The following is a 25,428-nucleotide window of genomic DNA, read 5'->3' on the forward strand; positions in this document are numbered from 1 at the left end:
TTGCGCGCCCGCCCGTTACCCGTGCGCCAGCACGCCGCGCGTGTCGATCACGACCTTGGTCTGCAGCCGCACCGGGTCCATGCGCCGGAACGGCGCGTGATCGACGAGGATCACGATCACGTCGGCTTCGGCCAGCGCGGTGTTCAGACCGCACAGCCGGGCCTTTGCTTCGAGCGATACCGGCAGCGCGGCGATGTTGGGTTCGACGACCAGCAGCGTCGCACCGGCGTTCTGCGCCAGCGCTTCGACGATCTCCATCGCCGGGCTCTCGCGCAGATCGTCGATATCCGCCTTGAACGCGAGCCCGAGACACGCGATCACCGGCTCGCGGAACCGGCTCGCCGCCTGCCGCACGCGCTCGTAGACGAAATGCGGCTTGTCGTCGTTCACGTTGCGCGCGGTGCGGATCAAACGCGCGTGCTCCGGCGCGGAATCGACGATGAACCAGGGATCGACCGCGATGCAATGGCCACCCACGCCCGGCCCCGGCTGCAGCACGCTGACGCGCGGATGGCGGTTCGCCAGCCGGATCAGTTCCCACACGTTGATGTCCAGTTGGTCGCAAATCACCGACAGCTCGTTCGCGAACGCGATGTTCACGTCGCGAAACGCGTTCTCGGTCAGCTTGCACATTTCGGCCGTGCGCGCATCGGTCAGGATGCACTCGCCGCGCACGAACACCTCGTACAGCTCCTGCGCACGCGTGCCGCATCTGCGCGTCATTCCGCCGATCACGCGGTCGTTCTCCACCAGTTCGCGCACGACATGGCCCGGCAGCACGCGCTCGGGGCAATGCGCGATACGGATGTCCGAGCGCTCGCCGGCCTGTTGCGGAAAGGTCAGGTCCGGGCGTTGCGTCGCAAGCCACGCGGCAATTTTTTCGGTCGCGCCAACCGGCGAAGTCGACTCCAGCACCACCAGGTCGCCCTTCTTCAGCACCGGCGCGATCGACCGGCATGCGGCCTCGATATAGGTCAGGTCCGGCTTGTTGCCCTCGGCAAACGGTGTAGGCACCGCGATCAGGAACGCATCGGCCGGCTCGGGCGTTGCCGTCGCGCGCAGGTAGCCTTGCGTCACGGCGGCATGCACGAGCATGTCCAGTTCGGGCTCGACGATATGGATCTCGCCGCGATTGATCGTGTCGACCGCATGCTGCGACACGTCGACGCCGACCACGCTTTTACGGCGCGCGGCAAAGGCCGCCGCGGTGGGCAGGCCGATATAGCCCAGCCCGATGACGGAAACGGTTTCGAATGACATGAATGAGGTTCTCCAGACTTCGGGGGATTCAGCAGGGCGAGCCGGCCAGGTATGCCGGCCCCTGCGTCAAGATCGGCGGCGAGACCAGCAGATCCGCAATCCGAGCACTCGCACGGCCGTCGCCATACGGGTTGTGCGCGCGGCTCATCGCGCGATAGGCGCCGCCGTCTTCCCACAGCTCGACCACCGCGCCGACCAGCCGCTCGACTTCGGTGCCGACCAGCCGGACCGTGCCGGCCGCGACGGCTTCCGGCCGCTCGGTGGTGTCGCGCATCACGAGCACCGGCTTGCCGAGCGACGGCGCCTCTTCCTGGATCCCGCCGGAGTCGGTCAGGATCAGCCACGCGCGGCTCATCAGATAGACGAACGGCAAGTACTCCTGCGGCTCGATCAGCACGACGTTGCCGATGTCGCCGAGCAGCCGCGTGACGGGTTCGCGCACGTTCGGATTCAGGTGCATCGGGTAGACGATGCGGCACGCCGGATAGCGCTTCGCGATGGTCGCGATCGCTTCGCAGATCTGCTCGAATCCGCGGCCGAAGTTCTCGCGGCGGTGGCCGGTCACGAGGATCATGCGCCGCGCGTCGTCGACGAACGGAAACCGCTCGCGCATCTGCTGCACCAGCGCCCGGTCGTGCTCGAGGCGCGCGGTGATCGTCAGCAATGCGTCGATCACGGTGTTGCCGGTCACGTGCACGCGGTCGGCTTCGACGCCTTCGGCCAGCAGGTTCGCCCGTGACGTTTCGGTGGGTGCGAAGTGATGCAGCGCGAGCGCGCCCGTCACCTTCCGGTTCGCCTCTTCCGGCCACGGTGAATACAGGTTGCCGGTGCGCAGCCCGGCTTCCACGTGACCGACCGGAATGCGCCGGTAGTACGCCGCGAGCGTCGCGCCGAGCGTCGTGGTCGTATCGCCGTGCACGAGCACGAGATCGGGCCGGAACGATTCCAGCACCGGGTCGAGCGCATTGAGGATGTGCCCGGTCAGGCTGCCGAGCGTCTGCCCGGTGCGCATCAGGTCGAGATCGAAATCCGGCACGATGCCGAACAGGTCGAGCACCTGGTCGAGCATCTGGCGATGCTGGGCCGTCACGCAGACGCCGCAGCGCACGCCTTCGCGGGCCCGCAGCGCGCGGACGAGCGGCGCCATCTTGATGGCTTCCGGGCGGGTGCCGAACGTAACGAGGATGTTTTCGTGGTGATGGGTCATCGGAATCTCCGTCGGCGGATCACGTGCGATCCGCAGCGGTTTGCGAATCGGCGTCGTCATACCCGTACGCGCCGTAGTTGCCGTACCGAGCGGAGCGCAGCCCCGGCCGGAAGCCGTTGAACACGACCGCGGTCGCGCGCGCGCCGGCGCGTTCGATCCGCTTCGCCGCTTCGAGCAGTTCGCCCGAGGTCGTCACGCCGGCACGCGCCGCGAGCAGGATCGTGTCCGCATGCGCGGCCAGGACGACGGCGTCCGTCACCGGCAACAGCGGCGGTGCGTCGAGCAGCACGACGTCGTAATCGCGTGCAACGTGCGTCAGCAACGCCGGCAGACGATCGGACGACAGCAGTTCGACGGGCCGGTCGGCATGCGGGCCGGCCGGCAGCAGGTCGACGTTCGGCGCGACGTCGCGCACGATGGCGTCGGCGGCGGCCACGCCGCCGCGAAGGACGGTCGACAGGCCGATCTCCGGCCGCATGCCGAAGCGCCTGGCCAGCTCGCCACGACGCAGGTCGCCGTCGATCAGCAACACACGCTGGTTCGACTGTCCGAGCAGCGCGGCCACGTTAACCGACACGAACGATTTCCCGACACCTGCGGACGGTCCCGTGATCAGCACGCGGTTGCCGTCGGGCCAGTCCGTCAACTGGAACCGCAGCGCCGTGCACAGGCTCCGCAGCGCCTCGACCGCGGGTTCGTTCGGTCGCGCCAGCGCCAGGACCGTCGCTCCGTCTACCGCAGCGGCGCGCTGCGCGAGCCGGCGTTGCGCAACGCTGTGCGGAATCGTCGCCATCACGTTCAGGTTCGTGTCGCGCTCGATCTCCGCAGGATCGGTCACGGCGCCGAACAGCACCGCGCGGCCGACGACGGCGCACGTGCCGAGCACGAGCCCCATCAGGGCGGCAATCACCGTGACCAGCGCCTGCTTCGGCCGCACGGGCTCGTCCGGCACGATCGCGCGATCGATCACGCGCACGTTGCCGATCTTGCTCGCGGTCGCGAGGCGAAGCTGCTGGATGCTGTTCAGCAAGCCGACATAGATCTCCGTTTGCACGGTCACGTCGCGACGCAGGCGTACGACGTTCTGCTGCGCGTCGGGCAAGCGCCGGATCGTGTCGTTGATCGTCCCGATCCGGGCCTTGGCGGCGGCGATCTGCCGATCGACCGCCGCGCGCTCCGGGTGAGCCGGCGTCAGCGTCGACGCCAACGCCAGCCGCTTCTGTTCGAGTTCGAACAGCGACATCTGCGCGGCAGTCGATTGCGCCAGCATCGCCTTCGCCTGCTCGCTCAGATCCACGATTTCATGGCGGGCCTGATAGGCATTGAGGCGATCTTCGGCCGCACGCAACTGACGCTCCACGGTCGGGACCTGGTCGCCCAGGAACGCCAGCGATTTCTCGGCGGTAGCCGCCTTGCGGCTCGCGTTCTGCCGCACGTAGTTGTCGGCGATCGCGTTCAGCACGGCGGCCGCGCGCTCCGGATCATGGCTTTCGTACGACACGCCGATCACCCCGGACTGATCCTTGCCGCGGTTCGCTATCGTCAGTTTCTTCTGCAGTTCGGCGAGCACGACCTGCCTCGAATCCGCCTTCACGACGAACTGCGCGCCCGCTTCGGCTTCGATGCCGGCCACCTGCAGCGTCACGTCGCCGGCGGCCGTCTTCACGCGCAGCGGCTCGCCGATCGCGCCGTCCACATCGCGCTCGAGATCGCCGCCGGCCAGGCGATAGCGCCCGTCGCCCAGCGACGTGACGATGAATGTGTGTTTCTGGAAGCCGCGCGGCACGTCGAATGCCGGAACATCGATGCGCTCGTTGCCCCAGACGAACCCGCCGATCCCGAACAGGCCGGGCGTCGACAGCCCGCGATTGAAGTGCGCGACGGCGGAGCCGATCACGGGCACGCGGCGCGGACGCGCTTCGATGTGCAGACGCTGACCGTCGACGACCGGTTCGGTCACGAGCCGCGAGCGCAGGATTTCCATCTCGCCGTCGTCGGTCGACTTCACGTCGAACAGCGCGCCGAGGCCGCCGACCAGCCCGCCCTCCGCCATGCTGCGCAGGTCCGAGCCGCCGCTTTCCACCTGCACGGCAATGTCTGCCTTGTAGACCGGCTTCGCGACGAACGCATAGCCGGCGCCGAGCGCGGCACACGCCACCGTGACCGCGACGATGCGGCCTGCATGCCGGATCAGCACGTCGAGGATGCCGCGCACGTCGAGTTCATCGGCGTCGCGTAAATGGGATTGGCGTGGATTCGATGCGTTCATTTGAGGCTCACTGCAAGTGTTCCGGCGCATCCGCGCCGGTATCCGGATGCTGCTGCAGGTTCGGTTCGAAGGTGGCGATCCGCGCGGCCCAATCGGCAACGCCGTGCTCGATCAGCTTCGTCGCGTAGTCGTAGGCGTAGCGGCTTCGGCGGTACGGATCAGGAACGTCGATCCGGTAGCGCTCGGTCAGCCGATACACACGGCCGCGCGTCATCGGGAAGGTCCGCTCGATCAGTTCGCGATGCGCGACCTCCATCACCAGAATCAGGTCGGCCCACCGGCAGGCCCGGTCATCGACGCGTCGTGCCCGGTGCGCCGACAGGTCGAAGCCGCGCTCGATCAACAGCGCATTCATCACAGGGTCGGCCGGCGTCCCGCCGATCGCCGCGACGCCGGCCGACTCCACCGTGCGACCGGGCAGCACGCGCGACAACAGCGCCTGCGCGGCCGGGCTGCGGCATACGTTGCCGGTACACACCACCAGGATCCGTTTCATCATTTCGTGACGATCGCGGCCGTCAGGCCCGCGTTGATGGCCGGAAGCAGTTGCGCGAGCACGCGGCCGAAGCGCGCCAGCTTCGTGCTGTCGACGTACACGACGTCGCGCGGCTGCAGCTCGAACGCGTTGGCGAGCACCATCGACACCGGCGAGCTGCCATCCAGATGAAACACCTGCGCCTGCCGGTCCGCGCCGGCGCGAATCACGTAGGTTTGCTTCGGATCGGCCGTACCCTGGTTCACGCTGCCCGCTTGCGACAGCGCGTCGGCCAGCGTGAGCCGGCCGTTGCGCAGCGGCAGCGCCGTCGTCGGCTTGTTGACTTCACCCATCACGTACACGCCGAACTGATCGCGCGCGCCGACTTGCAGCAGGTCGCCGTTGCGCAGCACGATGCGCGACGGATCGACGCGCTCGCGAATCAGCCCCGGCAGGTCGACCGGATAGGCGGCACCGTCGCGCACGAGCGTCATGCGGCTCTGATCGGCGTCGGCCGTGAAGCCGCCCGCGCGCGTGACGGCTTCGAGCAACGTCATCGGCGTGTCGTTGAGCGGTTGCGCGCCCGGCGCACGCACTTCGCCGTCGATGTAGACGCGATTCGCGCGATACGACGCGACGCGCACCGTCAACTGCGGCGCGACGAACCACTTCGACAGCCGCGCGCGAAGCGCGGACTGGATCTCGCTCGTGCTCATGCCCGCGACATGCAGTTCGCCCACGTACGGAAAAGCCAGGTTGCCGGCCTGATCGACGACGAAGCCCGCCGGCGGATCGGCAGCGCGCACCTGTTGCGTGCCCGGGTTGCCCTGCGCCGCGGCCAGTTCGGGGTGATCCCACACGGAGATCTGCAGCACGTCGCCCGCGTCGATCGCGTATGGCGCCGGCGCCGCAAAGAGCGCCGCGCGCGTGCGTTCATCCTGTGTGCGCGCCTCGCGCCGCTGGGCCGCGATCAGCTCGCCGTCGATCGGCCCGATCGGCACAGGCGCCGCCGCTTCACGCGAAGCGGGCACGTTTTGCGGCTGGCCGGGCGATGCCGCAACGATGCGCTGCATCGACACCGTCAAGCCGCCTTCGTATGTCTGCGTCGCGATGCCACCATCCTGCGGCGCATCGTGCGCGAGGTTCATATGCATGCCCGGTTCGACCGCGCAAGCGGACAGCAGCACGACGGACAAGACCTTCATCGCCGCTCGCAATCGTTGCGCCCGCGAGCCGGGCCGTTTTCCAGTTTCCATTTCCGTTATCCAGACGACGTGCGTCGACGCGTCATTCAATAGGCATTGCGATGCGTGAATCCATACAGAACGGTCGCCGCCACGATTCGCATGTCCATCGCAAACGACCAGTTGTTCAGGTAGTAGAGATCGTGTTCGACCCGCTTCTGCATCTTCTCGATGCGATCCGTCTCGCCGCGATGCCCGTTCACCTGAGCCCAGCCGGTGATGCCCGGCTTGATCCGGTAGCGCTGGATATAGCCGTCGACAAGGTGCCGGTAGAAGCGGTCGTGCTCCACCGCATGCGGGCGTGGCCCGACCACCGACATGTCGCCTTTCAGCACGTTGAAGAACTGCGGGAGCTCGTCGAGGCTCGTGCGCCGCAGCAGCGCGCCGACCCGCGTGACGCGCGGGTCGCCTTGCGTCGCCTGCCGGACTTCGCCCGGCTCGCGCGTGTCACGCACGCGCATCGTCCGGAACTTGTAGATCGTGAAGATGCGCCCGTAAGCGCCCCTGCGTTGCTGCCGGAACAGCACCGGCCCCGGCGACGACAGCTTCACCGCCAGCGCAACGACAACCATCAGCGGTGCGATTCCGATCAACGCCAGGCCCGCGAACACGCGATCGAACATCGCCTTGCCCGCCAGCGCCCGCGCGGACAGCGGCGATGCGACGAGATCGAGCGCGTGACCACGAATCGCCCCGTTCGGATGAAGCGGCGTCATGCCGGTGAGGTCCGGCATGAAGCGGATGTCGACCAGATCCTCGGCGAACGCGCGGACGATCTCGCCGACACGATCGGCCTCGGACAACGGCAGCACGATCCAGATCTCCCCGACGTGTGCGCGACGCACGTACTCGACGAATTCGGCCAGGTCACGATGCACGGCCGGTTCTTCCGGCCCGATAGGCGACGAACCGGACATGTCGAAGATCGCGGCTATCTGGAACGGCCGCCCCGTTTCCAGCGCCTCACGACCAATGAGCGTCCGGCAACGTTCGCGATGCCCGACGAGCGCAACCGGTTTGCGCCGGGCATGCCGCGCCGCCGCGCAAACGCCGAGCCACCACCGCACGGCCTGCGACACGACGAGCGCGACCGCCGACAACGCGAACCAGCCGGCTAGCCAGTCGAGCGCGACCGGGAATTGCCGGTCGTGCGCCACGACGGAAATCGCGCCGACACACAACGCGACGGCCAGACAGGCCAGCGCGAGCCACACGCGACGCCATGACAGGCGGCGCTCGGGATCGCCGTACAGACCGACTAACGGAAACAGGACCAGCGCGCACACGATCGAAACGGCAATCAGCACGGCATCCGATCCGGCAGACAGCGAGCCGCCCAGCCAGCTTCTCGCGGCCCATGCGGTGACGACAAGCAGCGCGGCATCCAGCAACCTGAACCGTGAAGCTTTTCCGCGAACGGCGGGGGTGTATCTAGTTTGGTTGAACGATGGCATAACCCTGGGCGATCACCCGTCGCGATCGATTGGCGATGGAACGGCGGCGCATCTTCACGCAATGCACGCCACGCCGGCACGGATCGATTCCCGGACCGATGACCTATTTCATCCGTTGTTTAGTAATGCGAATCTGAATCGATTGACATGGGCCTTCAATCAAACATCACGGATCGTTAAATTTCGAACCCGGTTGACGTGGCCTAACAACTTCAACGAGACCGACGCCCTCCGCTTACCGCGGGCCCATCGCTTATCGAGACGATGTAAGACTGGATACTGCCACTACGATCTGGCGTTTTAAATCGGTCAAGTCCTAAACAAATTGATATAGAGACTTTTCTTGTCCTATTTACCAATGAGGCCCCTGCCTACATGGCAGATTGGTTGATGTCAAGTGATCAAACAAGCGGCGTGATGTGCATCGGGTCAATTCGCGACGCAGTGTGGACACACCGCCATCCCGCGAACACGATGACCGACGACCGCGACGTGTGCCGGCGTTGCGCCACTGCGCATGGACGACCGGTTTTCGCTGCGCGTCCTGACGAGCAACGCGCCCCAGCGCTACTTCCGCGCGTCGTCTCAGCTGCCGGCCGAACCGGTGTCGACGCGCATCGGTGTCGCCCATTCCGACATGACGTACCGGCTCGGCGGTGAATTCGAGGATCTCGACTGCAGCAAAAAGGCGAGCGTGTGCCGCGCGCGTCACGCTGCCGCTCGTGCGCATCCGTCGCGGCAGCGCCAGCGCTCGGTTCACGTGCGAGAACAAGACAGTCTGCTTTGAACGTGATCGAAATTTTGCCGCGAGATCGCGTACGGGGCGCGACCCGGGCGTAAACGAAACGCCGCCGGCAAGCCGGCGGCAAAAGATGCGTCCACGGCGGACGTGGCGCACCTGAGGCACTCGATTCAGTGAGCGCAGGTCATTCAGCCGTGAATGACCCGCGCGACGCTGCTGCGCCAGTGGCGCCCGCTCAGTTCTGCGTGAGCGGATTCAGTGTCGTGCACAGGAAGCCCGTGCAGTTCGTGGGCTTGAGATAGAACGACGCCATCACCGGGGTCGTCGTGCCGAGCGCGAGATCGCCCAGATACGCGGAGCCCTGCGCGCCGTAATTGTTCGACTGCTGGACGAAGCCGGCGCCGGTCGACTGGATCGCGGCCGACTGGTACGTGAATGTCGGCGACTGCGTCTGGTCCTTCACGTAGACCCACGCGACATTGATGGCGCCAGTCGGATTGGCAGGGCCGAATGACATCCCGCCCTTCACGCGATAACCCTTCGCGCCCTCGCTGTTGGCCTGCGCGATGAAGTCGTTGACGCCCGTTGGCGGTATCAGTGCATCGTACGTATAGGTCGAACCCGACGCATTGTTCTTCATGTACAGGTTCGCTTGCGCCGATCCCACCATCATCGGGCCGACAAACCAGTAGCCCGACTGGCCCTGGCCGTTCGCCTGGGTGACGAACGCGTCCTGGCTGGCCGGCAACGTCGCCGTCGCGTATGTGTACGTCGCCGACGAGCCGCCATCCTTGCGATACAGGTAGCCATACGCGAGCGGCCCTTCGTAGCGGTAACCGTTCGTCCCTTGCGTGCTGGCCTGGTTGAGGAAGGTCGCCCAGTCACCCGGCGCGGACTGCAGTTGATACGTGTAGGTCGGCGCGGTGCCGTCGTTCACGAAGATCGAGCGCGACCCGCCGTTCGACGCGTCATAGTAGTAGTCGCCCAGATAGCGGTAGCCCTTCGCGCCTTCGCTGTTGAGCAGCGTCAGGAAGCTCGGGCCGTCCGACGCCGGGGTCGTCGCCTCGTAGCGCCACGTCAGCGTGCTGCCGCCCGAACCGCCGCTACCGCCGCTGCCGTTGCCGCCGGAGCCCGTCGAGCCGGTGCCTCCGCTGCCGCCGTTGTTGCTCGAACCGGAGCCGCTGCCGGTCGACGGGTTGTCGTCGCCGCCACAGGCGGTCAGGGCCAGACAGGTCAGTGCGATCAATGCAACGGCTTTCATCGGAGTCACCTCGAAACGAACAGGACGAGCGAAGCCGGCGCGCGGACATTCACATGTCAGGAGAATCGGCCGGCGGCGCGCCGCCGGCCCGTGAACGTCAGTTGACCTGGAGCTGGCCACCGCGGCCGAGGCCGCCCTTGACGTCCTGCGCCTTGTAGCTGCGCAGTGCGACGACCATCTTGTTGTACGCGTCGATGAATGCGACGACCGTCGCCTTGCCTTCCGGCGTCGACGAGAAACCGGCAAGCGCACCGCCCACGCCGCCGCCGAAACCGCCCAGCGCCGCGCCGTAGTTGGTCGCCGTCGAGCTGCCTTCCGACGCCGCGATCTGCACGGCCGAACGCACGTCGAACAGCGTCAGCGTCACGACCGATGCCTTCGTCTGCAGATGCCCGGCCACCGCCGCCACCGCGCTGTTGCCGATCAGCCCGCCGATCATGCTGCCGATGCCGCCGATCGGCGAATCGTTGATGACGATCTGCGGTTCCATGTAGTAGTCGGCCGCGACACGCTGGCCCTTCTGCTGCTTCGAGCCCGCGCGGTATTCGCCCGAGCCGCGCTGCAGTTGCGTGATGCGCGACAGGCGCGCGTCGCTCTTCTGGTTGCCGATCGACGTGATCACGAAGCAGTTCGACTGCTGGACCGCCAGCCGCAGCAGCGGGTCGATGGTCGTCATCTTGGTCGCGCTGCCGAACGGGCCCCACCAGTCGGCATTGCGGCCGTCGTCCACGGCAATCGTGCCGAGCGGCGATGCGCAGCGCTGCAGCCCCGAATCGGCGCCGGCGCTCGCGCCGCCTGCCGCGGCGCCCGTCACGCCGGCGTTCTGGCCGCCGGGCGTCACCATGCCGCCGCAGCCCGCGACGGACGCGCCAAGCGCCGCGACCAGCGCACCTTGGGTAAGACGATGGGAAAGGATGGTCTTCATGTTGTTATCGATCGATAGAGTCGTTGTTCGGCTTATGTGTTCGTGCGAACTTCGATAAGCCCCCCGGGCATGGCGCGATGGTGGTCTCCCCGCTGCCGCCCCCGTTGCTTCCGGCCCGGTCAGTAGTACCAGTACGTCTGATTCCAGACGCCGTAGTACGGATAGCCCGAGTACCAGTAGCCGTAATAGACGTCACGCCATTGCGTGCGCCATTTCCAGTCTTCTTCGTCTTCCTTTTTGGCCTTGCGCGCGAGCTCGAGCAGTTGCTTCGATTCCTTGTCGCCGCGGCCGGCCGCGATCGACAGCCACTTGTCCGCTTCGCGCGGATCGGAGCCCATTTCCTCGAGGCCGAACAGGTAGAAGCTGCCGAGCGCCTTCTGCGCGTGCAGGTCGCCGCGCTCGGCGGCGTCGCGCATCCACTTGAGTGCCTGGTAGCTGTCCTGGCGCACGCCGTCGCCGCGGAAATAACGCAGGCCGAGGTCGTAGGCGGCCTTCGGCTGGGTCTTCGCGGCTTGCTTCAGCGCGACGATGCGCGGGTCTTCGCGATCTTCCGCATCGTCCTTTTTTTGGTAGGAGACCTGATCTTTAGGGCGATCGGAACAGCCGGTGTCGTCGCAGATCCGCACCGTGTTGCTGGTCACGGACGGATCCTGCGCGCACGCGGCCAACAGCAACAACAGCCCCGGTGCGAATAAACGGCGGTACATTTTGGTACTTTCCTCAAGTTTTATTTGCGCCGCAATTCTTCGAGCTTTTCACCCCCGTGAGCTCGCACCCGGCTGCGCGCGGCGCGGCGGATACCATCCGCCAACGCCGACACGCTATCCAAGGCTCTCTCAGGCTCTCTCTTCGAATCGTTCAGTCACTGCTTCATTGCCGACGCTTTTCGCTGTACCGACCGTGGCCGGCACCGATCTCCAAACATGACGCAACAAACAATAGTGACGTGGTGAGCAATAATAATGAAGAAAAATGGCATGTCAAGGTGATTCGCTTTTTCAAAGTTTGCGTGTCACGTCAGTTTTGATATGCTCTTCCTCGCCAAAACCCCTGGAGACCCCATCGAGATGTCCAACAGCGAGCAGGCCAACGTCGATCTCATCACCGCCAACAAGGTGCGCGACCTACTGAACCGGAACGGCATCCCGCCGCGCAGTCACAACACGACGATCGCGAACGTGCTCGGCCTCAGTTTCTCGGTCGTGACGCGCAAGATGAAAGGCCTGATCCCGTGGAACCTGTCGCAGTTGCAGGACATCGCGACGCACTTCGGCGTGCCGCCCGCGATCCTGCTCGACGACAAGGGCCCGCAGCCTGCCGCCGTCGAGATGATCGACGCGACGCTCGTGATCGAATCGCGGCGCTTCCGCTGCCGCGCCGCGATCTCGGCGAAAGCCAGCAGCCAGAGCGAAACGGATTTCGTCGCGCTGCAGTGGCAAGGCGAATGGATCGTTACAGAACGTCAACATGCGCGCGAGGGGCGCACGTATCCGGTCGACGTCATCGAGCTGCGCTCGACCCAGCCGAACGTGTATGCGGCGCGGATCGCCGTGGTGGACGATTCGCGGGACGTCGCCGAAACGGTATGTGAATATTTCATCGAAAAAGGCGTGAACGCGATCCCGTATTTCGACGGCGCGACGTTCCGCAAGGCGCTGGAGGTCGAGGATTTCGACGGCTACATCCTCGACTGGATGCTCGGCGACCAGACCGCCGCCGAGCTCGTGCGCGGCATCCGTTCGAGCGAAAATAGCGGCGCGCCGATCTTCCTGCTGACCGGCAAGATCTCGACCGGGGAAGCCAGCGAGGACGAGATCGCGCACATCGTGTCGCACTACAACGCGCGCTGCGAGGAAAAACCGGTGCGCCTGCCGATCCTGTTCGCCGAAGTGGCGCGCGAACTGAAGATCGCGCTGCCGGCCGCGGCCGCCGCGAGCTGAGAGCACAACGAAACACCACAACTGGACGACCGAGGGAAAGACATGCGAGTTTCGACCATCTGGGCCAAGAGCCTGCTGACGGCCTGCCTGCTCGGCATGGCCGCCGCGGCATGGGCCGCTTCGTCGTTTACGTTCACCGTCGACGGCAAGATCGCCAAGAGCAACCAGACCGGTAAGACGGAATACGTCTTTTCCGAACAAGCGCTGATGGCGCTGCCGCAGCATACGATCGTCACGTCGACGAGCTGGACGCCGAAGGCGACCTTCACCGGCCCACGCCTCTCCGACGTGCTGAAGACCGTCGGCGCGCACGGTACGCAGATCGAATTCCGCTGCATCGACGAATACACGTTCACGATTCCGGTGTCGGATGCGGACAAATACGGCGTGATCCTCGCGCGAACGATGAACGGCAAGGTGCTCGGCAACGACAACTACGGCCCGCTGTGGATCATGTATCCGCGTGACCAGTATCCCAACGAGCTGAAGACGCCGCTCGGCGAAGCCAAGTTCGCGTGGCAGATCATCGGCCTGACCGTGAAGTGAAATGACGCGGCGGCGATGGAAAAACAGAAAGATCATCCTGGTCCTCGGGTCGCTGTGGATCGCGGGATTCGCCGCATGGGCGTTCCTGCTGTGGGATCTCCTGGCGACATCGGTCAACGAGGGCGTGCTCGAAGGGCCGCGCGAAGGCGTGTTCTGGACCGCCGCGCAATACCGCAACGTCTTTACACGGTTCGACCGGCAACTGATCCTCTACGCGACGCACGAGGATGACGACTTCGATCGCGTGCAGATGCAGCTCGACAGCCTGTCGGTGTCGTTCGGGTTCCTGCAGCGGCCGTCCGAGGTATCCGAATACTGGTTGCGCATCCCGCGCGCGCGCAACGAGATCGACGCGCTCGGTGAATTCATGACGCGCCTGAAGCGCGACGTGCCGTTGCTGCGCGGTGCGCCGAAGAACGCGCAGCAGGTGATCGACGAGGTCAATGCGTACTGGCCGAAGGTGAACGGCCTCGCGAACTACTTTCGCGCGATCGAAATGGCGCAGCGCGATTTCACGTTCCATCAGTTGAAGGAAAAGCAGCGCGCGATCCTGATTCTCGGCACCATTCTCGGTGTGATCCTGTGCGCGCTGTTCCTGCTGCTGTTCTATACGATGCGCACGCGCGACGACCTGCTCGAACGGCAGGACGCAGCGCTCGACGCGGAGCGCAAGGCGTCGGATCGCGCGTTCGAGATGATCGAGGCGAAGAATGCGTTCCTCGGAATGGTCAGCCACGAGTTGCGCACGCCGCTGCAGGCGATCTGCGGGTCGATCGAGATCCTGCTCGCGCGCCCGCAATCCGACGCGAACCTGAAGACGATCCGGCGGCTGCAGAATTCCGCGCTGTCGCTCGAAGCGCTCGTCAAGGACCTGACCGACTACATCAAGCTGCGCTCGACCAAGCGCCTCGCCGAACTGGAAACGGTCGGCATGGCATCGCTGCTCGCCGAAGTGATCGAGCCGCTGCGCGAGAAGATTGCGGCCAAGCGCATCGCGGTCGCGCGGCAGGTCGAGCCGCACGCTCTCGCGATCCGCTCGGACCGCAAGCTGTTGCGGCAGGTGCTGTCGAACCTGATCGAAAATTCCGTCAAATACACGCTCGGCGGATCGATCAAGGTATCGATCACGCTCGCCGACGCGCCGGCCGGCCAGCAACTGACGATCGCCGTGCGCGACACGGGCGCCGGCATCGGGAAGCAGCACCTGTCGAAGATCTTCGAGCCGTTCTACCGCGCGAACGACGCGGTCGGGCTGCATGTGGACGGGATCGGCATGGGGCTCGCCGTCGTGCGCGAAATCGTCACGACGCTGCGCGGACATGTGGATGTGCGCAGCGTGGTCGGCGAAGGTAGCGAATTTGTCGTGACGCTGCCCGTCGACGTGCCCAACTTCGTCGAGTCCGCCAGCGAAGCGCCCGCGTGGCCGGCCGCCGCCGCGCATCGCGACCGGCGCGCGCTGGTCGTCGACGACAACGACAATGCCCGCGAAACGCTTGGCGCGATGCTGTCGGCGCTCGGCATCGACGCCGATCTGTGCGGCACCGGCCAGGAAGGCGTCGCGCGCTTCGGCGCGGGCCGCTACGACATCGTGGTACTGGATCTCGAACTGCCGGACCTGAGCGGCTTCGAGGTCGCGCGGCGCATTCGCGCGGTCGCGCAACCCGACGACGGCCGCCATCCGGCGATCCTCGGCGTCAGCGCGTATGAATCGGCCGCGCTGCGCGAGAACAAGCAGGTGTTCGACGAATTCCTGCCGAAGCCCGTGCACCTGCGCGAACTCGGTGCCCTCGTCGAGAAGCTGCTCGGCTGAATCGATATGCCGCGTGCAACCGCGCGCGGCATCGCGTGCCGGCGCTGCGTCACGCGTTCTCGCTCACCTTCCCGCTTACTCGCCGATCAGGTGCAGCACGATGTCGCGCCGGTGCGCCGCGCGGCGATGCTCGAACAGGTAGATCCCCTGCCAGGTGCCGAGCACCATGCGTCCATGCTCGACCGGAATCGACAGTTGCACCTGCGTAAGCGCCGTGCGCAAATGGGCCGGCATGTCGTCGGGGCCTTCGGTGTCGTGCTCGTAGCGGCTCTCGTCCTCCGGCGCGAGCGTCGCGAAGTAGCGTTCGAGATCGCGCCGCACCGATGGATCCGCATTCTCCTGGATCAGCAGCGACGCCGACGTATGCCGGCAGAACACGGTGAGCAGGCCTGTGCGGATCGACTGCTGGTCGACGAACGCGCGCACCTGCGGCGTGAATTCGACGAGGCCGCTGCCGCGCGCGTCGACGGCGACATGCGTGATGGCCTGTTGCATGGCCATGGCGTCAGGCCAGCGCGGCGAAGCCGTCGGCTTCGATCTGCCCGGCATCGGCGGGCCGCACGACGCGCGCGACCTCGACGCCGTCGCGCAGGAACACCAGCGTCGGCCACAGCTTGACGCGGAACGAGCGGCCGAGCGGGCGGCCCGGCCCGTCCTCGATCTTCAGGTGGCGCACGGCGGGATGCACGGCGAACGATTCGACGATCGCGGGCTGCGCGCCCGCGCAGATGCCGCACCAGTTCGCGCCGAATTCGATGACGGTCGCGCCGGCGAGTGCATCGACTTCAGCGCGCGTGGGCGCGTTGGCGGTATAGCGTTGCGGCGTGTCCATCGGGGCCCTCATATGCAATTCCGGAATGTGGTCGCGCGGCGCGGCGGCGCGCGGCCTGAGATTTCTTACTGTAGCGGAAAAGCCTGCGCGGCGCCGATACGCTCATGGCCGTTCGCGCGGCGCATGCTCGCGCCGTTGCCGCGGGTTGCAAGCGCTGCCTGGCGAGCAATTTCCGTGCGTCGCTGCAGCGCGCCGCCCTCCGGATGACACGACAAGAATCGGAGCGCCGCGCCGCCGCGACGGGGTCAGCATGCGGACTGATCCCTCAACGAAGCGAAGGCTCCGACCATGAACGCTCCGCATCGCGTCACCGAACCGAACATCCTCTATTTCGGCACGCCCGTCGTGCTGGTCAGCACGCTGAACCCGGATGGCGCAGCAAATCTCGCGCCGATCTCGTCCGCGTTCTGGCTTGGCTGGCGCGGCGTGATCGGGATCGCCGCCAGCTCGCAGACCACCCGCAACCTGATGCGTACCGGCGAATGCGTGCTGAACCTGCCGTCGACCGGGCAAGCACACGCGGTCAACCGGATCGCACGGACGACAGGCACGCATCCGGTGCCCGAATCGAAGCGAGCAAAAGGCTACGTGTACGAGCCGGACAAGTTCGGCACGGCGGGGCTGACGGAGACGCCATCGCAAACCGTGTCGCCGCCGCGCGCGCTCGAGTGCCCGATTCACCTGGAAGCGATCGTCGCGGCCACGCACGGCCTCGCCGATGAAACACCCGACCTGCGCGGCAAGATCACGCTGTTCGAGGTGTGCATCCAGCGCGTGCACGTGCATCCCGACCTGCTGATGGATAGTCATCAAGACCGCATCGATCCGGACAAATGGTCGCCGCTGATAATGAGCTTCCAGAAGTTCTACGGCCTCGCGCCGCATCAGGTGCACGCGTCGCGGCTCGCCGAGATTCCCGAGCGCGCGTACCGCAGCCCCGACATCGAGCGCTCGCGCGATGCGGGTGTGCAGGCCGACGCCGGGCGGTGTTGAAACGCGATGTCGCGGGCCGCGCCGGCCGGTGCACCGAAACCGATCGGATAAAATATGGCCGGCCACGCTCATTGGCCCATGACCGAACCGACGGAGTGTTTTCAGTGATTCAAGCTACCCCAGTATTCAAGGACAACCTCGCGCAATTGCCGGCCATCGACGGCATCGCGCGCATCGATCTCGTCGGCGCGAGCGGCGACGTGGTCGCCAGCATCGAAAACCAGCCCGGCAAACAGGGTTCGCTCGCGGTCTACCACTACCTGAAGCAGGCATTCGGCGCGCTCGACGCGAAGGCTGCCGAGCATGGCCTCGCGGTGTTCGCAGAGCATACCGCCGACGCACGCAACCGCCCTGGCGCGCACCCGAACGTCGATCGCTTGCTCGCGATCGTCGCGGGCGGCGAAGCGCTGCGCATCGACGTCGTCGCGAAGGGCTAAGCGACAGGCGGGGCAATGAGGCCGTGTATCGATGCGTGGCGTGTTCACGCAACGGTATTCGCTGCGCGGCCGCTTGCGTTTTCGTGCGCAAGCGCGGCTGCTTTCAATAACAGAAACGCGTCGTAGTTTGCGCGGCGGTTGTCGGAATGTTCGAGCAGCGCCGCCCCGCACGTCAGCAGCCGGCTCCGAACCGATGATCCACACACCGGACTATTTGCCCGCGTCGTGCGAGCCTGACCTGCCACCCGTCGACAGTCGTCCGAGTGCCAACCGAACGGTATCCTCGGTCGAATGCCAGATGCGCTGCAGTGCTTCCGGGCCGCCATCCTGCATCGCGTGTTCGGCCCGCGCGCATGCGTCGCTCGCATCGACATCGCCCGCCAGCGCGAAGCCGCCACGCATCGAATGCAGTTCGATGCGAAGCGTATCGGCGTCGCCGTGCGCGAGCGCGTCGCCGATCGCCGCGAGCGAATGCAGCGTCGCGTCGTGCAGCGTGCGCCGCACCTCGTCGGTCATCGCGGGCGCGACAGGCACTTGCCCGTGCGCCGGCACGGGCGACGTCGCGTCGCGTCCCGCATGCCGCCGCAACGCGGCGTCGAGTGTCTCGATCGACAGCGGCTTGAGCACGACCTCCGCCACGCCAACCTGTTCGCAGCGCCGGCGATCCTCGTCGGTCGCGTGTGCCGTCATCGCGATCACGGGCACGCGGGCGCCCTGCTCGCGCAAGAAATTCGCGAGCGCGAAGCCGTCGAGTTCCGGCATGCCGAGATCGGTCAGCACGACGTCGTACGGCTGCTCGAAGAAGGCGCGCATCGCCTCGATGCCGTTGGATACGATCGTGGCGTCGTAGCGCAGCGCGTCGAGCTGGTCGCGCAGCAACGCCCGGCTTGCCGGATGATCCTCGGCGACGAGCACGCGCAGCGGTTCGTCATCGTCTGCCTCCGCGTCTGCCTCTGCGCCCGCTTCGGATCCCGCCTCCGCTTCGTACCCGTGCGCGGTATTCGCGAACGTCCCGGGTTCCGGCGCATCGTCTCGCCAGCCGGACGGTGCTTCGGGCAACGGCAACTCAGCCACGAAAACCGTGCCTTCGCCAAGACGGCTGTCGACGCTCAGTTCGCCACGCATCAGCGTCACGATGCGCCGACACAGCGGCAGCCCGAGCCCCGTGCCGCCGAAGCGCCGGTAGATCGACGCATCGGTCTGGACATAGACGTCGAACAGGGTCGGCAGGCTGTCTTCAGGAATGCCGATGCCCGTATCGCGGACGGCGATTTCGACGCCACGGCCGGCCGGGCCCGCCGGTGCAAGCCGCACGTCGATCGTCACGCCGCCGCGCTTCGTAAACTTGATCGCATTGCTGACGAGGTTCGAGACCAGTTGCCGCAGCCGGGCCGAATCGCCCACGTAACCATCGACGAGATCCGGGGCAATGCGGCACGTCAGCGCCAGGTTTTTCGCGTCCGCGAGCGGGCGGAAGATCGCGGCCACGTCGTTCACGACACGACGCAGGTCGAACGGAATGCTTTCCAGCACCATCTGGTTCGACTCGGCCTTCGACAGGTCGAGCACGTCGTTGATCACGCGCAGCAGCGCATCGGACGACGACATGATCGTCCCGAGCCGGCGCCGCATCGGCGCCGCCATCTGTGCGCGCTCCATCAGCTCCAGGTTACCGATGATCGCGTTGAGCGGCGTGCGGATCTCGTGGCTCATCGTCGCGAGAAACGTCGACTTCGCCTTGTTCGCGAGCTCGGCGGCCTCGCGCGCGTCGCGCAGCATCTCTTCCGCCTGCTTGCGGGCCGTGATGTCGAGCAGCGTGCACAGCAGCACGTCGATCCCGCGATACCTGGTGCGCACGATGTGCGCGTCGAGATAGACGGTGCCGGATCCCGCGCGCTCGACGGCCAGCTCCCGCGTGACGCGCCCACGCGCGTTGCCGGCTGGCGCGCCGTCCCGGTACGCGCGCCACAAGCGCTTGCCGAGCGGCTCGCCCGACACGTCCCGCTCGTACGCGATCATCGCGTCGTTGCGCACGATCGCTTCGCCGTCGACGAACGACAGCAGCACGAGCCCGGCCGGCGCCGTGCGGATCAGCGTCCGGTTGAGCGCCTCGCTTTCGATCAGGCGAATCACCCGCCGATTCGCCGGACGCAGCGCGCGCTTGTCGAACATCACGATTGCAATCCACAGCAGCGCGATTGCGAAGAGCGCGGGCGCGACCGTCAAGCTCGCGCGCAAGGCTACGTCACTCAGAACGGCACGCCATGAGATGGTCGCCATCACCACCTCGTCCGATCTCGGTATCCTGTCGCTGACGACGAAGTTCATGCCGACACGATGCGCGGCCGCTCGTTCGCCGGCGTCGTGGCGCGCATGCTCGAGCGCACGGGCCACCATCGTGCTGTCGGGTTGCCCGCCGAGCAGGAGATTTCCGCTGGAATCGACGAGCGCGTATTCCCTGCCGGCACCCGGCGAGCGCAGTATCCCCTCTATCAGCGGCGGGCTGTTGATGACGAACCAGACGACCGGCTTGCCGTTCGCGCCACGCACCCATTGCGCCATACGCAGCACGGAGCGTCCGAGCACCGGATCGAATCGCCGCTCAAGCGCAATCGTGTTTTGACGAGCGACGGGCGCCATCGATACGGATGTATCGTTCGTCATCGGTCGCAATTGCTCGACGAGTGCCTTTACATCGAAACCGCCTGGCAGCGCAAGCGCTCGTTTCACCAGCGGATGCCCTGCCGCAACGATGAAATCGCCGTTCGGATCGATCAGATAGGAAGTACCGCCCGGATCGGCCGGTTGTGGCGGCGGCAGGACGCCCGTCACCTCGACCGGCTCGAGATAGCGCGCGAGGTAAGGCAAGTGACTGTTCGCCGATGCGGCCGGCGGGATGTCGGCGAATGCGGCGATCGCAATTCGTCCATTTCGCCCGACGAACGTCTGCTTGCCGTGCTTGCCGGCGAGCACCCCGGGCAGGCTTCGCGAATTTTCAACGACGCTGGCCCATTGCAGTTCCATGTCCTCGACATAGCGATTCCGCAGCGCCCTCATGATCTCCACCTCGGCAACGAGTTCGGCCCTGCGCTCCGTGAACTCGACCCGGAAGCGCTCGAGGGACTCCTGCACGTCGAGCAGCAAAACGAGCGCCGCGCACACCAGAACGAACACCGAGATCGCCGCGCCGCTTGCGTACAGCAGGAACTGCTGCTGCCGCCGGACGCGCCCCGGCTCGAATGGCTTGCGAACCGCCACCGCGGCGTGAGATACAAGTCTTTTCAGCTTTGCAGGCATGTTCTATCGATCTCGTCGCTCGCGGCGGGGAATACCGCATCATTCGCCGATACCGGCGCATCGGTGCCGTCGAAAACAGGCTAGTCGTGCACGTGACGTGGCGTGGCGTGCGTCCGCCACACGCAATGCATCACTTCGGCGGCATCTGCCCCGAAGCCGATCCGGAGCGACAACCGGCCCTCGCGATCGTCATGTCGGCGACGCATCGCCGTCGGACGCGCCCGCGAGCTTTTGCTCGTCGTTATAGCGGATCAGATCCGCGTCGCGAACGATCCCGAGTTTCTTCATCGCGCTCGACTTTTGCGAACTGATGGTCTGCTTGCTGCGATGAAGCTGCGCGGCGATCTCGCCCACCGTGTAGCCCGCGCCGAACAATCGGACAACCTCGATCTCGCGCGTCGTCAGTGCGCGAGTGGCGGGCTCGGATTCGACGTCCTGCAGGAGCTGCTTGATGAATGGCGACATGTAGTTCGCACCGACGTACGCGGCATGCACGGCGCCGATCAGGTGCGAGATCGCGTCCGACTTGCTGAGGATGCAACTCACGCCCTGCCTGTGGATCGCGCGCAGCACGCTCGGATTGTCGATCATCGTGATCGTCACGATATGCAGCGCCGGATAGCGGCGCTGCAGGAACGACAGCAGCACGAGCCCGTCGCCGTACTTGCCGCCCGGCATCACATAGTCGAGCACGAGCACGTCGCTCTGCTGCGCGTCGAGCGCCGCGACCAGGTCCGTCGAGTTCGAAACGGTACCCACGAGCTTGATCGTGCTGTTGCCTTGCATCGCCTGCGACATGCCGAGTGCTGACGCCGGATGATCGTCGGCCACCATCACGCGCACAAAGAATTCGTCCATGTTCCTGTTTCCCCGAGGCTTTCAGTCACGCATCCGGTCCCCGCCGCGATGGGGAGCATGCTCGCGCCATCGTGTCGATGGCTGGCCGTATTCGGCACACCGGACAAATAGTGCCTCAATTTTAAGATAAATCCCGGTTTGCCCTGCAATCGGCGCGGGCCAAGCAGCGGACGATGCGCGCCAGCGTCGGCGCCGGCGGTGCGCACGACGTGTCCGCGCGACCGCATCGCGCAGATTTGCCGAGGCGCACGACGGCTCGGGGCCGTTACGGGATGCGGGCCGCGCTCTCGCGCAGCGCGGCCATGCCGCGACCCGGCGCGCTATTGGCGGCTCGAATCGCCGGGCAGGTCATGCGGGTTGCCATCCACCCTATTTTTCCACTCGACAAGGGTACGTCGCCTCTGACTCGGCGACATGACCAGAAACTCGTTCATCATCGTCAGGAATTCTCGACGAGACTTCTCAGAAAGTGCGGCGAAATCGAGTAACAGTGCGAATATCTTCCCTACATGGCGCACGATGTTCCCCTCCAGTATTGATTTGAAATCTGCCGCGCGACGTGCGTCGGCACCCTGCCGTTGTTGTTATCTCGAATACGCGTCGATACGTTCGATGCTGTCGGTTACTTGTCATGCAATTCCGTTTCCTGATGAGTTGAGTCCACTGGGCAAGCGGCCACGCATGCGTCCTGCGCCGACGTCGCGGCACGTCGCTGCCACGCATGCGCAAGCGCGCCGCGCAGGTGCCGGAGCGTCACGGGTTTTGTCAATATGCGCCGGACACCCGCTGTCGTGCAGCGGCGCATGCCTTCAGGCGTCAAATGCGACGTCACGACCAGTACGTCGCACGCGGCGTCAACGCCGCGTGCCGCCTCGGCCAGTTGGTGCGCGCGCATGTCGGGCAGATCGTCGCCGATCAGCAACACGTCCCAGTCGTTGCTGGCCAGTGATTCGAGCGCCGCGCGCCCCGATCCGACCTCGGCTGCCATGCACCCGAGCACGTACAGTTGCTCGCTGAAAATCGAGCCGTTGATGGTTTCGTCGTCTGCGACGAGCACGCGCAATGCGCGACTGCCGTGCGCGGCCGCGCCGGGCGGCGTTGCAGCCGTCGCCGAATCGCGAGCGTGCGAATCGTCACGATGCAGGGCCTCGCCCGATACGGCATCGATCCCGCGTTCATCGCCCATCGGGCCACCGAGCGCCAACGCGGCGCGCAAGCCGCGGAGCGAATAACTCGACACGCGTACCGTGTCGCCCGCGCGATATGGTTCGAGCGGGCCGTCGGGTATCGCGAGTATCAGCGGTGCGCAATCGCTCAGGCTGTTCAGATCCGCTCGCGACCACGTATCGGAATCGCCGAACAGCACGACCGCACCGCGTCGTGCAATGCCGGCCGGCAGACTCGACGGGCTGTCGTACACGCGGACGTCGAATCCCCATGCCCGTAGATGTGGCAACGCAAAATCGCGCCACCCGGGATGCGCAGCGATCAGCGCCAGCGCATGTGCGCGAGCCGCACGCGGCCGGTCGAGCGCGACGACGCCCATGCCGAGCGGCAGCAGCACCCTGAAACGGCTGCCGGCGCCCGGCTTGCTCTCCACCGCGATGCGGCCGCCCATCGCCGCGACGAGCCGGCTGCACAGCGCAAGCCCGAGGCCGGTACCGCCGTAACGCCGCGTGATCGACGTGTCGACCTGGGAAAATGCCTTGAACAACTTGTGCCGATGTTCGGCGGCGATGCCGATGCCGGTATCCTCGACCTCGATCGACAGTTCGGGCGCGTCGTGCCCCCCGGCGACGACGGCAACGCGCACGGTCACGCGGCCCGCATCGGTAAACTTGAGCGCGTTGTTCACCAGATTGCGGAGCACCTGCGCGAGCCGCGTCGGATCGCCTCGCATTTGCTGCGTGCTGCACGCATGGATCTCGCAGAACAGCTGCAAGCCCTTCGCCTTTGCGATCGTCGCGAACGCGTTCAGCTCGCGCTCGACCGTCTCGATCACGTCGAACTCGATCGATTCGACCGACATCGCGCCGGCCTCGATCTTCGAGAAATCGAGAATGTCGCCGACGAGCGCGAGCAGGCTCGTCGCCGACGTCCGCAGCGTGTACACGCGATCATGCTGGACCGCGTCGAGCGCCGAGCGCTCGAGCAGTTCCAGGTTGCCGAGAATCACGTTCAGCGGCGTGCGGATCTCGTGGCTCATCGCCGTGAGGAACGACGATTTCGCCGCATTGGCCGAATCGGCCGCGCGCACGGCCTCTTCCAGCTTTTGCACGAGCTGCCGCTTGGCGGTCACGTCGGCAACCGCGGCGATCAGCACGTCCGTGCCCTGATAGCGTGCGCCGCACGCAATGAATTCGAGGTGCAGCGGCGCGGCCTGCACGTCGCCCAGCAGCAGGTCGTCGTGCTGCACGCCGCCGACATCGCCGCGCGCCTGCCACGCGGCGATCACCTGGCTCGACAGCGCGTGATAGTCGCCGCCGATCCGCCCGACCATGTCCGTCAGTGCGGGGCTCACGAGCATGAAACGGCCGTCATCGCGCGCGATCAGCCCGAGCCCGATCGGCGCCATCTCGATCACGCTGCGGCACAGCGCTTCGCTGTCGAACACGCGTTGCGAGTGCGCGTAGAGCGGCACGAACTCTCGCCGATGAAAGCGCAGCAGCAACCCCCACATGACCACGAGCGCGAGTAGCGTCGCGGCGCCGAGCGTACCGGCCGAGCGCGCGACGCCGGCCGCGATGTCGGTCCACGACAGCGCATAGGCAAGCGTCCAGCCCGTCGATTCGAGCTTGCCGTGAAACAGCAGGAAGCCGTCCCGGAACACGGGCGCGCTCGACGACGACGCGCCGCCCCGCCACGGGCTCAGCTTCAGCAGGCTTTCCACGCGGCCGGATTCGCCCGCCGTGGGATCCATCGTGACGAGCTGGCCATCGGCCGTCGTGATGTAGAACATGCCTTCGGGGCGATAGTCGGCGAGCCAGGACAGCAGGTAATCGGTCGGATATTCGGTGACGAGCACCGCGAACGGCTTGCCGTTGTCGCGCGCCTCGGCCGCGAGCCGGATGCGCGGCTGCCCCGACACGGGATCGGTGAACGGCGCCAGCCAGCGCACGTGCGGGCGCGCATCGACGATGCCCGGATACGGGCGCTCGAAATCGACGCGCAGCGCATCCAGCACGCGTGCGCGGCTTTCCGGAGAAACCAGCGCCGGATCGTCGCGGTTCCGATGGGGTATCAGCGCGAACAAACCCGTGCGCGTGCTGTAGTGGTAGCCCTCCAGCGTGCGCCCGCGATTGATCGAACTGGCCGCGCAGATGCGTGCCAACAGGACCGACAACGACAGATAGCGCGCGACTTCGGCCCGATCGCCGGTTTGCGCGGGCACGCCGATGACGAGCGACGGATGCGGACGGGTCGTGACGCGCTGGTCGTTGAGGAAGAATTCGTCGACGACCGCCGCCGGCGCGGCGCTGGCCTCCTGCCAGATCAACTGCGCGTTCGCGACGCCGTTGCGGAACGAGGTTTCGCTCACCTGGATTTCGTTCAGCGTCTGCTCCAGGCCGTTCAGGTAGCTGCGCCGCGCCCCCTCGACATAGCCCGAGACGATCGATGCCATCCCGAGACCGCACGCGATCAGGACAAGGACGGTGACGACGATGCCGCCGCCGAACACCGAAATGCTCTGGTAACGACGAAGGGATTGAAGCGGGCTCTGCGACATGGCGCGCGGCGGCGATCGCGAACGCGGCCGGAACAACGCTGTTCCGACATCCGTGATCGTCTCGAAAACACCTGAAAAGAAGGGGGAGTTCCGATCATGCCAAAGGCCTGCGGGAGTGTCCGTATCGTACGAACCATTTCGTACACGTCAA

The 25,428-nt window shown here is 66.0% G+C and carries 20 protein-coding genes; 6 read left to right on the forward strand and 14 right to left on the reverse strand.

All coding sequences use genetic code 11. From position 1 onward, the window contains the following. Positions 1-15: 15 nt before the first annotated feature. From wecC to JYG32_RS26625, 6 genes are all read right to left on the reverse strand, one after another. On the reverse strand, positions 16-1,260 hold the full coding sequence (gene wecC, locus JYG32_RS26600) for a UDP-N-acetyl-D-mannosamine dehydrogenase (protein ID WP_213265598.1): 1,245 nt from the start codon (positions 1,258-1,260) through the stop codon (positions 16-18). Between the two features lie 28 nt (positions 1,261-1,288). Continuing rightward, complete coding sequence (gene wecB / locus JYG32_RS26605; protein ID WP_174381732.1) at positions 1,289-2,467, reverse strand: non-hydrolyzing UDP-N-acetylglucosamine 2-epimerase; 1,179 nt, start codon at positions 2,465-2,467, stop codon at positions 1,289-1,291. A 19-nt stretch (positions 2,468-2,486) separates the two neighbouring features. Continuing rightward, positions 2,487-4,736 carry a polysaccharide biosynthesis tyrosine autokinase gene (locus JYG32_RS26610; protein WP_213265599.1) on the reverse strand — a complete coding sequence of 750 codons (2,250 nt, stop codon included), beginning with the start codon at positions 4,734-4,736 and terminating at the stop codon, positions 2,487-2,489. Between the two features lie 7 nt (positions 4,737-4,743). Further along, positions 4,744-5,235 carry a low molecular weight protein-tyrosine-phosphatase gene (locus tag JYG32_RS26615; protein WP_213265600.1) on the reverse strand — a complete coding sequence of 164 codons (492 nt, stop codon included), beginning with the start codon at positions 5,233-5,235 and terminating at the stop codon, positions 4,744-4,746. Continuing rightward, entirely contained in the window at positions 5,232-6,416 is a 1,185-nt protein-coding gene (locus tag JYG32_RS26620; RefSeq protein ID WP_213265601.1) for a polysaccharide biosynthesis/export family protein, read from the reverse strand. Before JYG32_RS26620 ends, JYG32_RS26615 begins: the two co-directional genes overlap by 4 nt. 86 nt (positions 6,417-6,502) lie before the next feature. Then, a complete protein-coding gene (locus tag JYG32_RS26625; protein WP_213265602.1) occupies positions 6,503-7,909 on the reverse strand; it encodes an undecaprenyl-phosphate glucose phosphotransferase in 1,407 nt (468 codons plus the stop codon). Positions 7,910-8,426: 517 nt separating this feature from the next. Between JYG32_RS26625 and JYG32_RS26630 the strand changes: the two genes are divergently transcribed. Next, a complete protein-coding gene (locus JYG32_RS26630; protein ID WP_213265603.1) occupies positions 8,427-8,696 on the forward strand; it encodes a hypothetical protein in 270 nt (89 codons plus the stop codon). A 190-nt stretch (positions 8,697-8,886) separates the two neighbouring features. Here JYG32_RS26630 and JYG32_RS26635 read toward each other — a convergent pair whose 3' ends face one another. The 3 genes from JYG32_RS26635 to JYG32_RS26645 form a co-directional block, all read right to left on the reverse strand. Beyond that, positions 8,887-9,912, reverse strand: a complete 1,026-nt coding sequence (locus tag JYG32_RS26635) for a hypothetical protein (protein ID WP_213265604.1) — start codon at positions 9,910-9,912, stop codon at positions 8,887-8,889. Between the two features lie 97 nt (positions 9,913-10,009). Further along, positions 10,010-10,837 (reverse strand): hypothetical protein, encoded by an 828-nt coding sequence (locus tag JYG32_RS26640; protein WP_213265605.1) that lies wholly within the window; start codon positions 10,835-10,837, stop codon positions 10,010-10,012. A gap of 119 nt (positions 10,838-10,956) precedes the next feature. After that, the gene (locus JYG32_RS26645) at positions 10,957-11,544 is read right to left on the reverse strand and encodes a tetratricopeptide repeat protein (RefSeq protein ID WP_174379349.1); all 588 of its coding nucleotides are present in this window, start codon (positions 11,542-11,544) and stop codon (positions 10,957-10,959) included. Between the two features lie 360 nt (positions 11,545-11,904). Here JYG32_RS26645 and JYG32_RS26650 point away from each other — a divergent pair, with 360 nt between their 5' ends. From JYG32_RS26650 to atsR, 3 genes are read left to right on the forward strand one after another with little or no spacing between them, the layout of a single operon-like run. Beyond that, positions 11,905-12,777, forward strand: coding sequence for a response regulator (locus JYG32_RS26650; RefSeq protein ID WP_174378702.1), 873 nt, complete (start codon positions 11,905-11,907; stop codon positions 12,775-12,777). Between the two features lie 42 nt (positions 12,778-12,819). Next, complete coding sequence (locus JYG32_RS26655) at positions 12,820-13,323, forward strand: molybdopterin-dependent oxidoreductase (protein WP_174378701.1); 504 nt, start codon at positions 12,820-12,822, stop codon at positions 13,321-13,323. A 1-nt stretch (position 13,324) separates the two neighbouring features. Continuing rightward, positions 13,325-15,133, forward strand: a complete 1,809-nt coding sequence (gene atsR / locus JYG32_RS26660; RefSeq protein ID WP_213265606.1) for a hybrid sensor histidine kinase/response regulator AtsR — start codon at positions 13,325-13,327, stop codon at positions 15,131-15,133. Between the two features lie 75 nt (positions 15,134-15,208). Here atsR and JYG32_RS26665 read toward each other — a convergent pair whose 3' ends face one another. Further along, a complete protein-coding gene (locus JYG32_RS26665; RefSeq protein WP_213265607.1) occupies positions 15,209-15,628 on the reverse strand; it encodes a secondary thiamine-phosphate synthase enzyme YjbQ in 420 nt (139 codons plus the stop codon). A 10-nt stretch (positions 15,629-15,638) separates the two neighbouring features. Beyond that, positions 15,639-15,965: a thioredoxin family protein gene (locus JYG32_RS26670; protein ID WP_213265608.1), complete on the reverse strand. Its 327-nt coding sequence runs from the start codon at positions 15,963-15,965 to the stop codon at positions 15,639-15,641. 288 nt (positions 15,966-16,253) lie between these two features. Here JYG32_RS26670 and JYG32_RS26675 point away from each other — a divergent pair, with 288 nt between their 5' ends. Together JYG32_RS26675 and JYG32_RS26680 are read left to right on the forward strand one after the other, a co-directional pair. Then, positions 16,254-16,958 (forward strand): flavin reductase family protein, encoded by a 705-nt coding sequence (locus JYG32_RS26675; protein ID WP_213265609.1) that lies wholly within the window; start codon positions 16,254-16,256, stop codon positions 16,956-16,958. A 104-nt stretch (positions 16,959-17,062) separates the two neighbouring features. Continuing rightward, entirely contained in the window at positions 17,063-17,395 is a 333-nt protein-coding gene (locus tag JYG32_RS26680; RefSeq protein ID WP_213265610.1) for a DUF2322 family protein, read from the forward strand. Between the two features lie 210 nt (positions 17,396-17,605). Here the strand turns inward: JYG32_RS26680 and JYG32_RS26685 are convergent, their stop codons facing one another. The 3 genes from JYG32_RS26685 to JYG32_RS26695 all read right to left on the reverse strand — a co-directional run bounded on the left by JYG32_RS26685 (position 17,606) and on the right by JYG32_RS26695 (position 25,277). Beyond that, the gene (locus tag JYG32_RS26685; RefSeq protein WP_249744653.1) at positions 17,606-20,692 is read right to left on the reverse strand and encodes a hybrid sensor histidine kinase/response regulator; all 3,087 of its coding nucleotides are present in this window, start codon (positions 20,690-20,692) and stop codon (positions 17,606-17,608) included. 189 nt (positions 20,693-20,881) lie between these two features. Continuing rightward, positions 20,882-21,550 carry a response regulator gene (locus JYG32_RS26690; protein WP_174378693.1) on the reverse strand — a complete coding sequence of 223 codons (669 nt, stop codon included), beginning with the start codon at positions 21,548-21,550 and terminating at the stop codon, positions 20,882-20,884. A 622-nt stretch (positions 21,551-22,172) separates the two neighbouring features. Next, positions 22,173-25,277 (reverse strand): hybrid sensor histidine kinase/response regulator, encoded by a 3,105-nt coding sequence (locus JYG32_RS26695; protein WP_213265611.1) that lies wholly within the window; start codon positions 25,275-25,277, stop codon positions 22,173-22,175. Positions 25,278-25,428 lie beyond the last annotated feature (151 nt).

The sequence above is a fragment of the Burkholderia pyrrocinia genome, from assembly GCF_018417535.1.
Lineage (GTDB): Bacteria > Pseudomonadota > Gammaproteobacteria > Burkholderiales > Burkholderiaceae > Burkholderia > Burkholderia pyrrocinia_E.

Bases quoted from the DNA above. Each gene is read 5' to 3' on its own strand.
- JYG32_RS26615 (WP_213265600.1), bottom strand. From the start codon at position 5,235: ATGATGAAACGGATCCTGGTGGTGTGTACCGGCAACGTATGCCGCAGC.
- JYG32_RS26650 (WP_174378702.1), top strand. From the start codon at position 11,905: ATGTCCAACAGCGAGCAGGCCAACGTCGATCTCATCACCGCCAACAAG.
- wecB (WP_174381732.1), bottom strand. From the start codon at position 2,467: ATGACCCATCACCACGAAAACATCCTCGTTACGTTCGGCACCCGCCCG.
- JYG32_RS26640 (WP_213265605.1), bottom strand. From the start codon at position 10,837: ATGAAGACCATCCTTTCCCATCGTCTTACCCAAGGTGCGCTGGTCGCG.
- JYG32_RS26625 (WP_213265602.1), bottom strand. From the start codon at position 7,909: ATGCCATCGTTCAACCAAACTAGATACACCCCCGCCGTTCGCGGAAAA.
- JYG32_RS26630 (WP_213265603.1), top strand. From the start codon at position 8,427: ATGGACGACCGGTTTTCGCTGCGCGTCCTGACGAGCAACGCGCCCCAG.
- JYG32_RS26645 (WP_174379349.1), bottom strand. From the start codon at position 11,544: ATGTACCGCCGTTTATTCGCACCGGGGCTGTTGTTGCTGTTGGCCGCG.
- JYG32_RS26695 (WP_213265611.1), bottom strand. From the start codon at position 25,277: ATGTCGCAGAGCCCGCTTCAATCCCTTCGTCGTTACCAGAGCATTTCG.
- JYG32_RS26670 (WP_213265608.1), bottom strand. From the start codon at position 15,965: ATGGACACGCCGCAACGCTATACCGCCAACGCGCCCACGCGCGCTGAA.
- JYG32_RS26675 (WP_213265609.1), top strand. From the start codon at position 16,254: ATGAACGCTCCGCATCGCGTCACCGAACCGAACATCCTCTATTTCGGC.
- wecC (WP_213265598.1), bottom strand. From the start codon at position 1,260: ATGTCATTCGAAACCGTTTCCGTCATCGGGCTGGGCTATATCGGCCTG.
- JYG32_RS26635 (WP_213265604.1), bottom strand. From the start codon at position 9,912: ATGAAAGCCGTTGCATTGATCGCACTGACCTGTCTGGCCCTGACCGCC.
- JYG32_RS26685 (WP_249744653.1), bottom strand. From the start codon at position 20,692: ATGCCTGCAAAGCTGAAAAGACTTGTATCTCACGCCGCGGTGGCGGTT.
- JYG32_RS26655 (WP_174378701.1), top strand. From the start codon at position 12,820: ATGCGAGTTTCGACCATCTGGGCCAAGAGCCTGCTGACGGCCTGCCTG.
- JYG32_RS26690 (WP_174378693.1), bottom strand. From the start codon at position 21,550: ATGGACGAATTCTTTGTGCGCGTGATGGTGGCCGACGATCATCCGGCG.
- JYG32_RS26610 (WP_213265599.1), bottom strand. From the start codon at position 4,736: ATGAACGCATCGAATCCACGCCAATCCCATTTACGCGACGCCGATGAA.
- JYG32_RS26665 (WP_213265607.1), bottom strand. From the start codon at position 15,628: ATGCAACAGGCCATCACGCATGTCGCCGTCGACGCGCGCGGCAGCGGC.
- atsR (WP_213265606.1), top strand. From the start codon at position 13,325: ATGACGCGGCGGCGATGGAAAAACAGAAAGATCATCCTGGTCCTCGGG.
- JYG32_RS26620 (WP_213265601.1), bottom strand. From the start codon at position 6,416: ATGAAGGTCTTGTCCGTCGTGCTGCTGTCCGCTTGCGCGGTCGAACCG.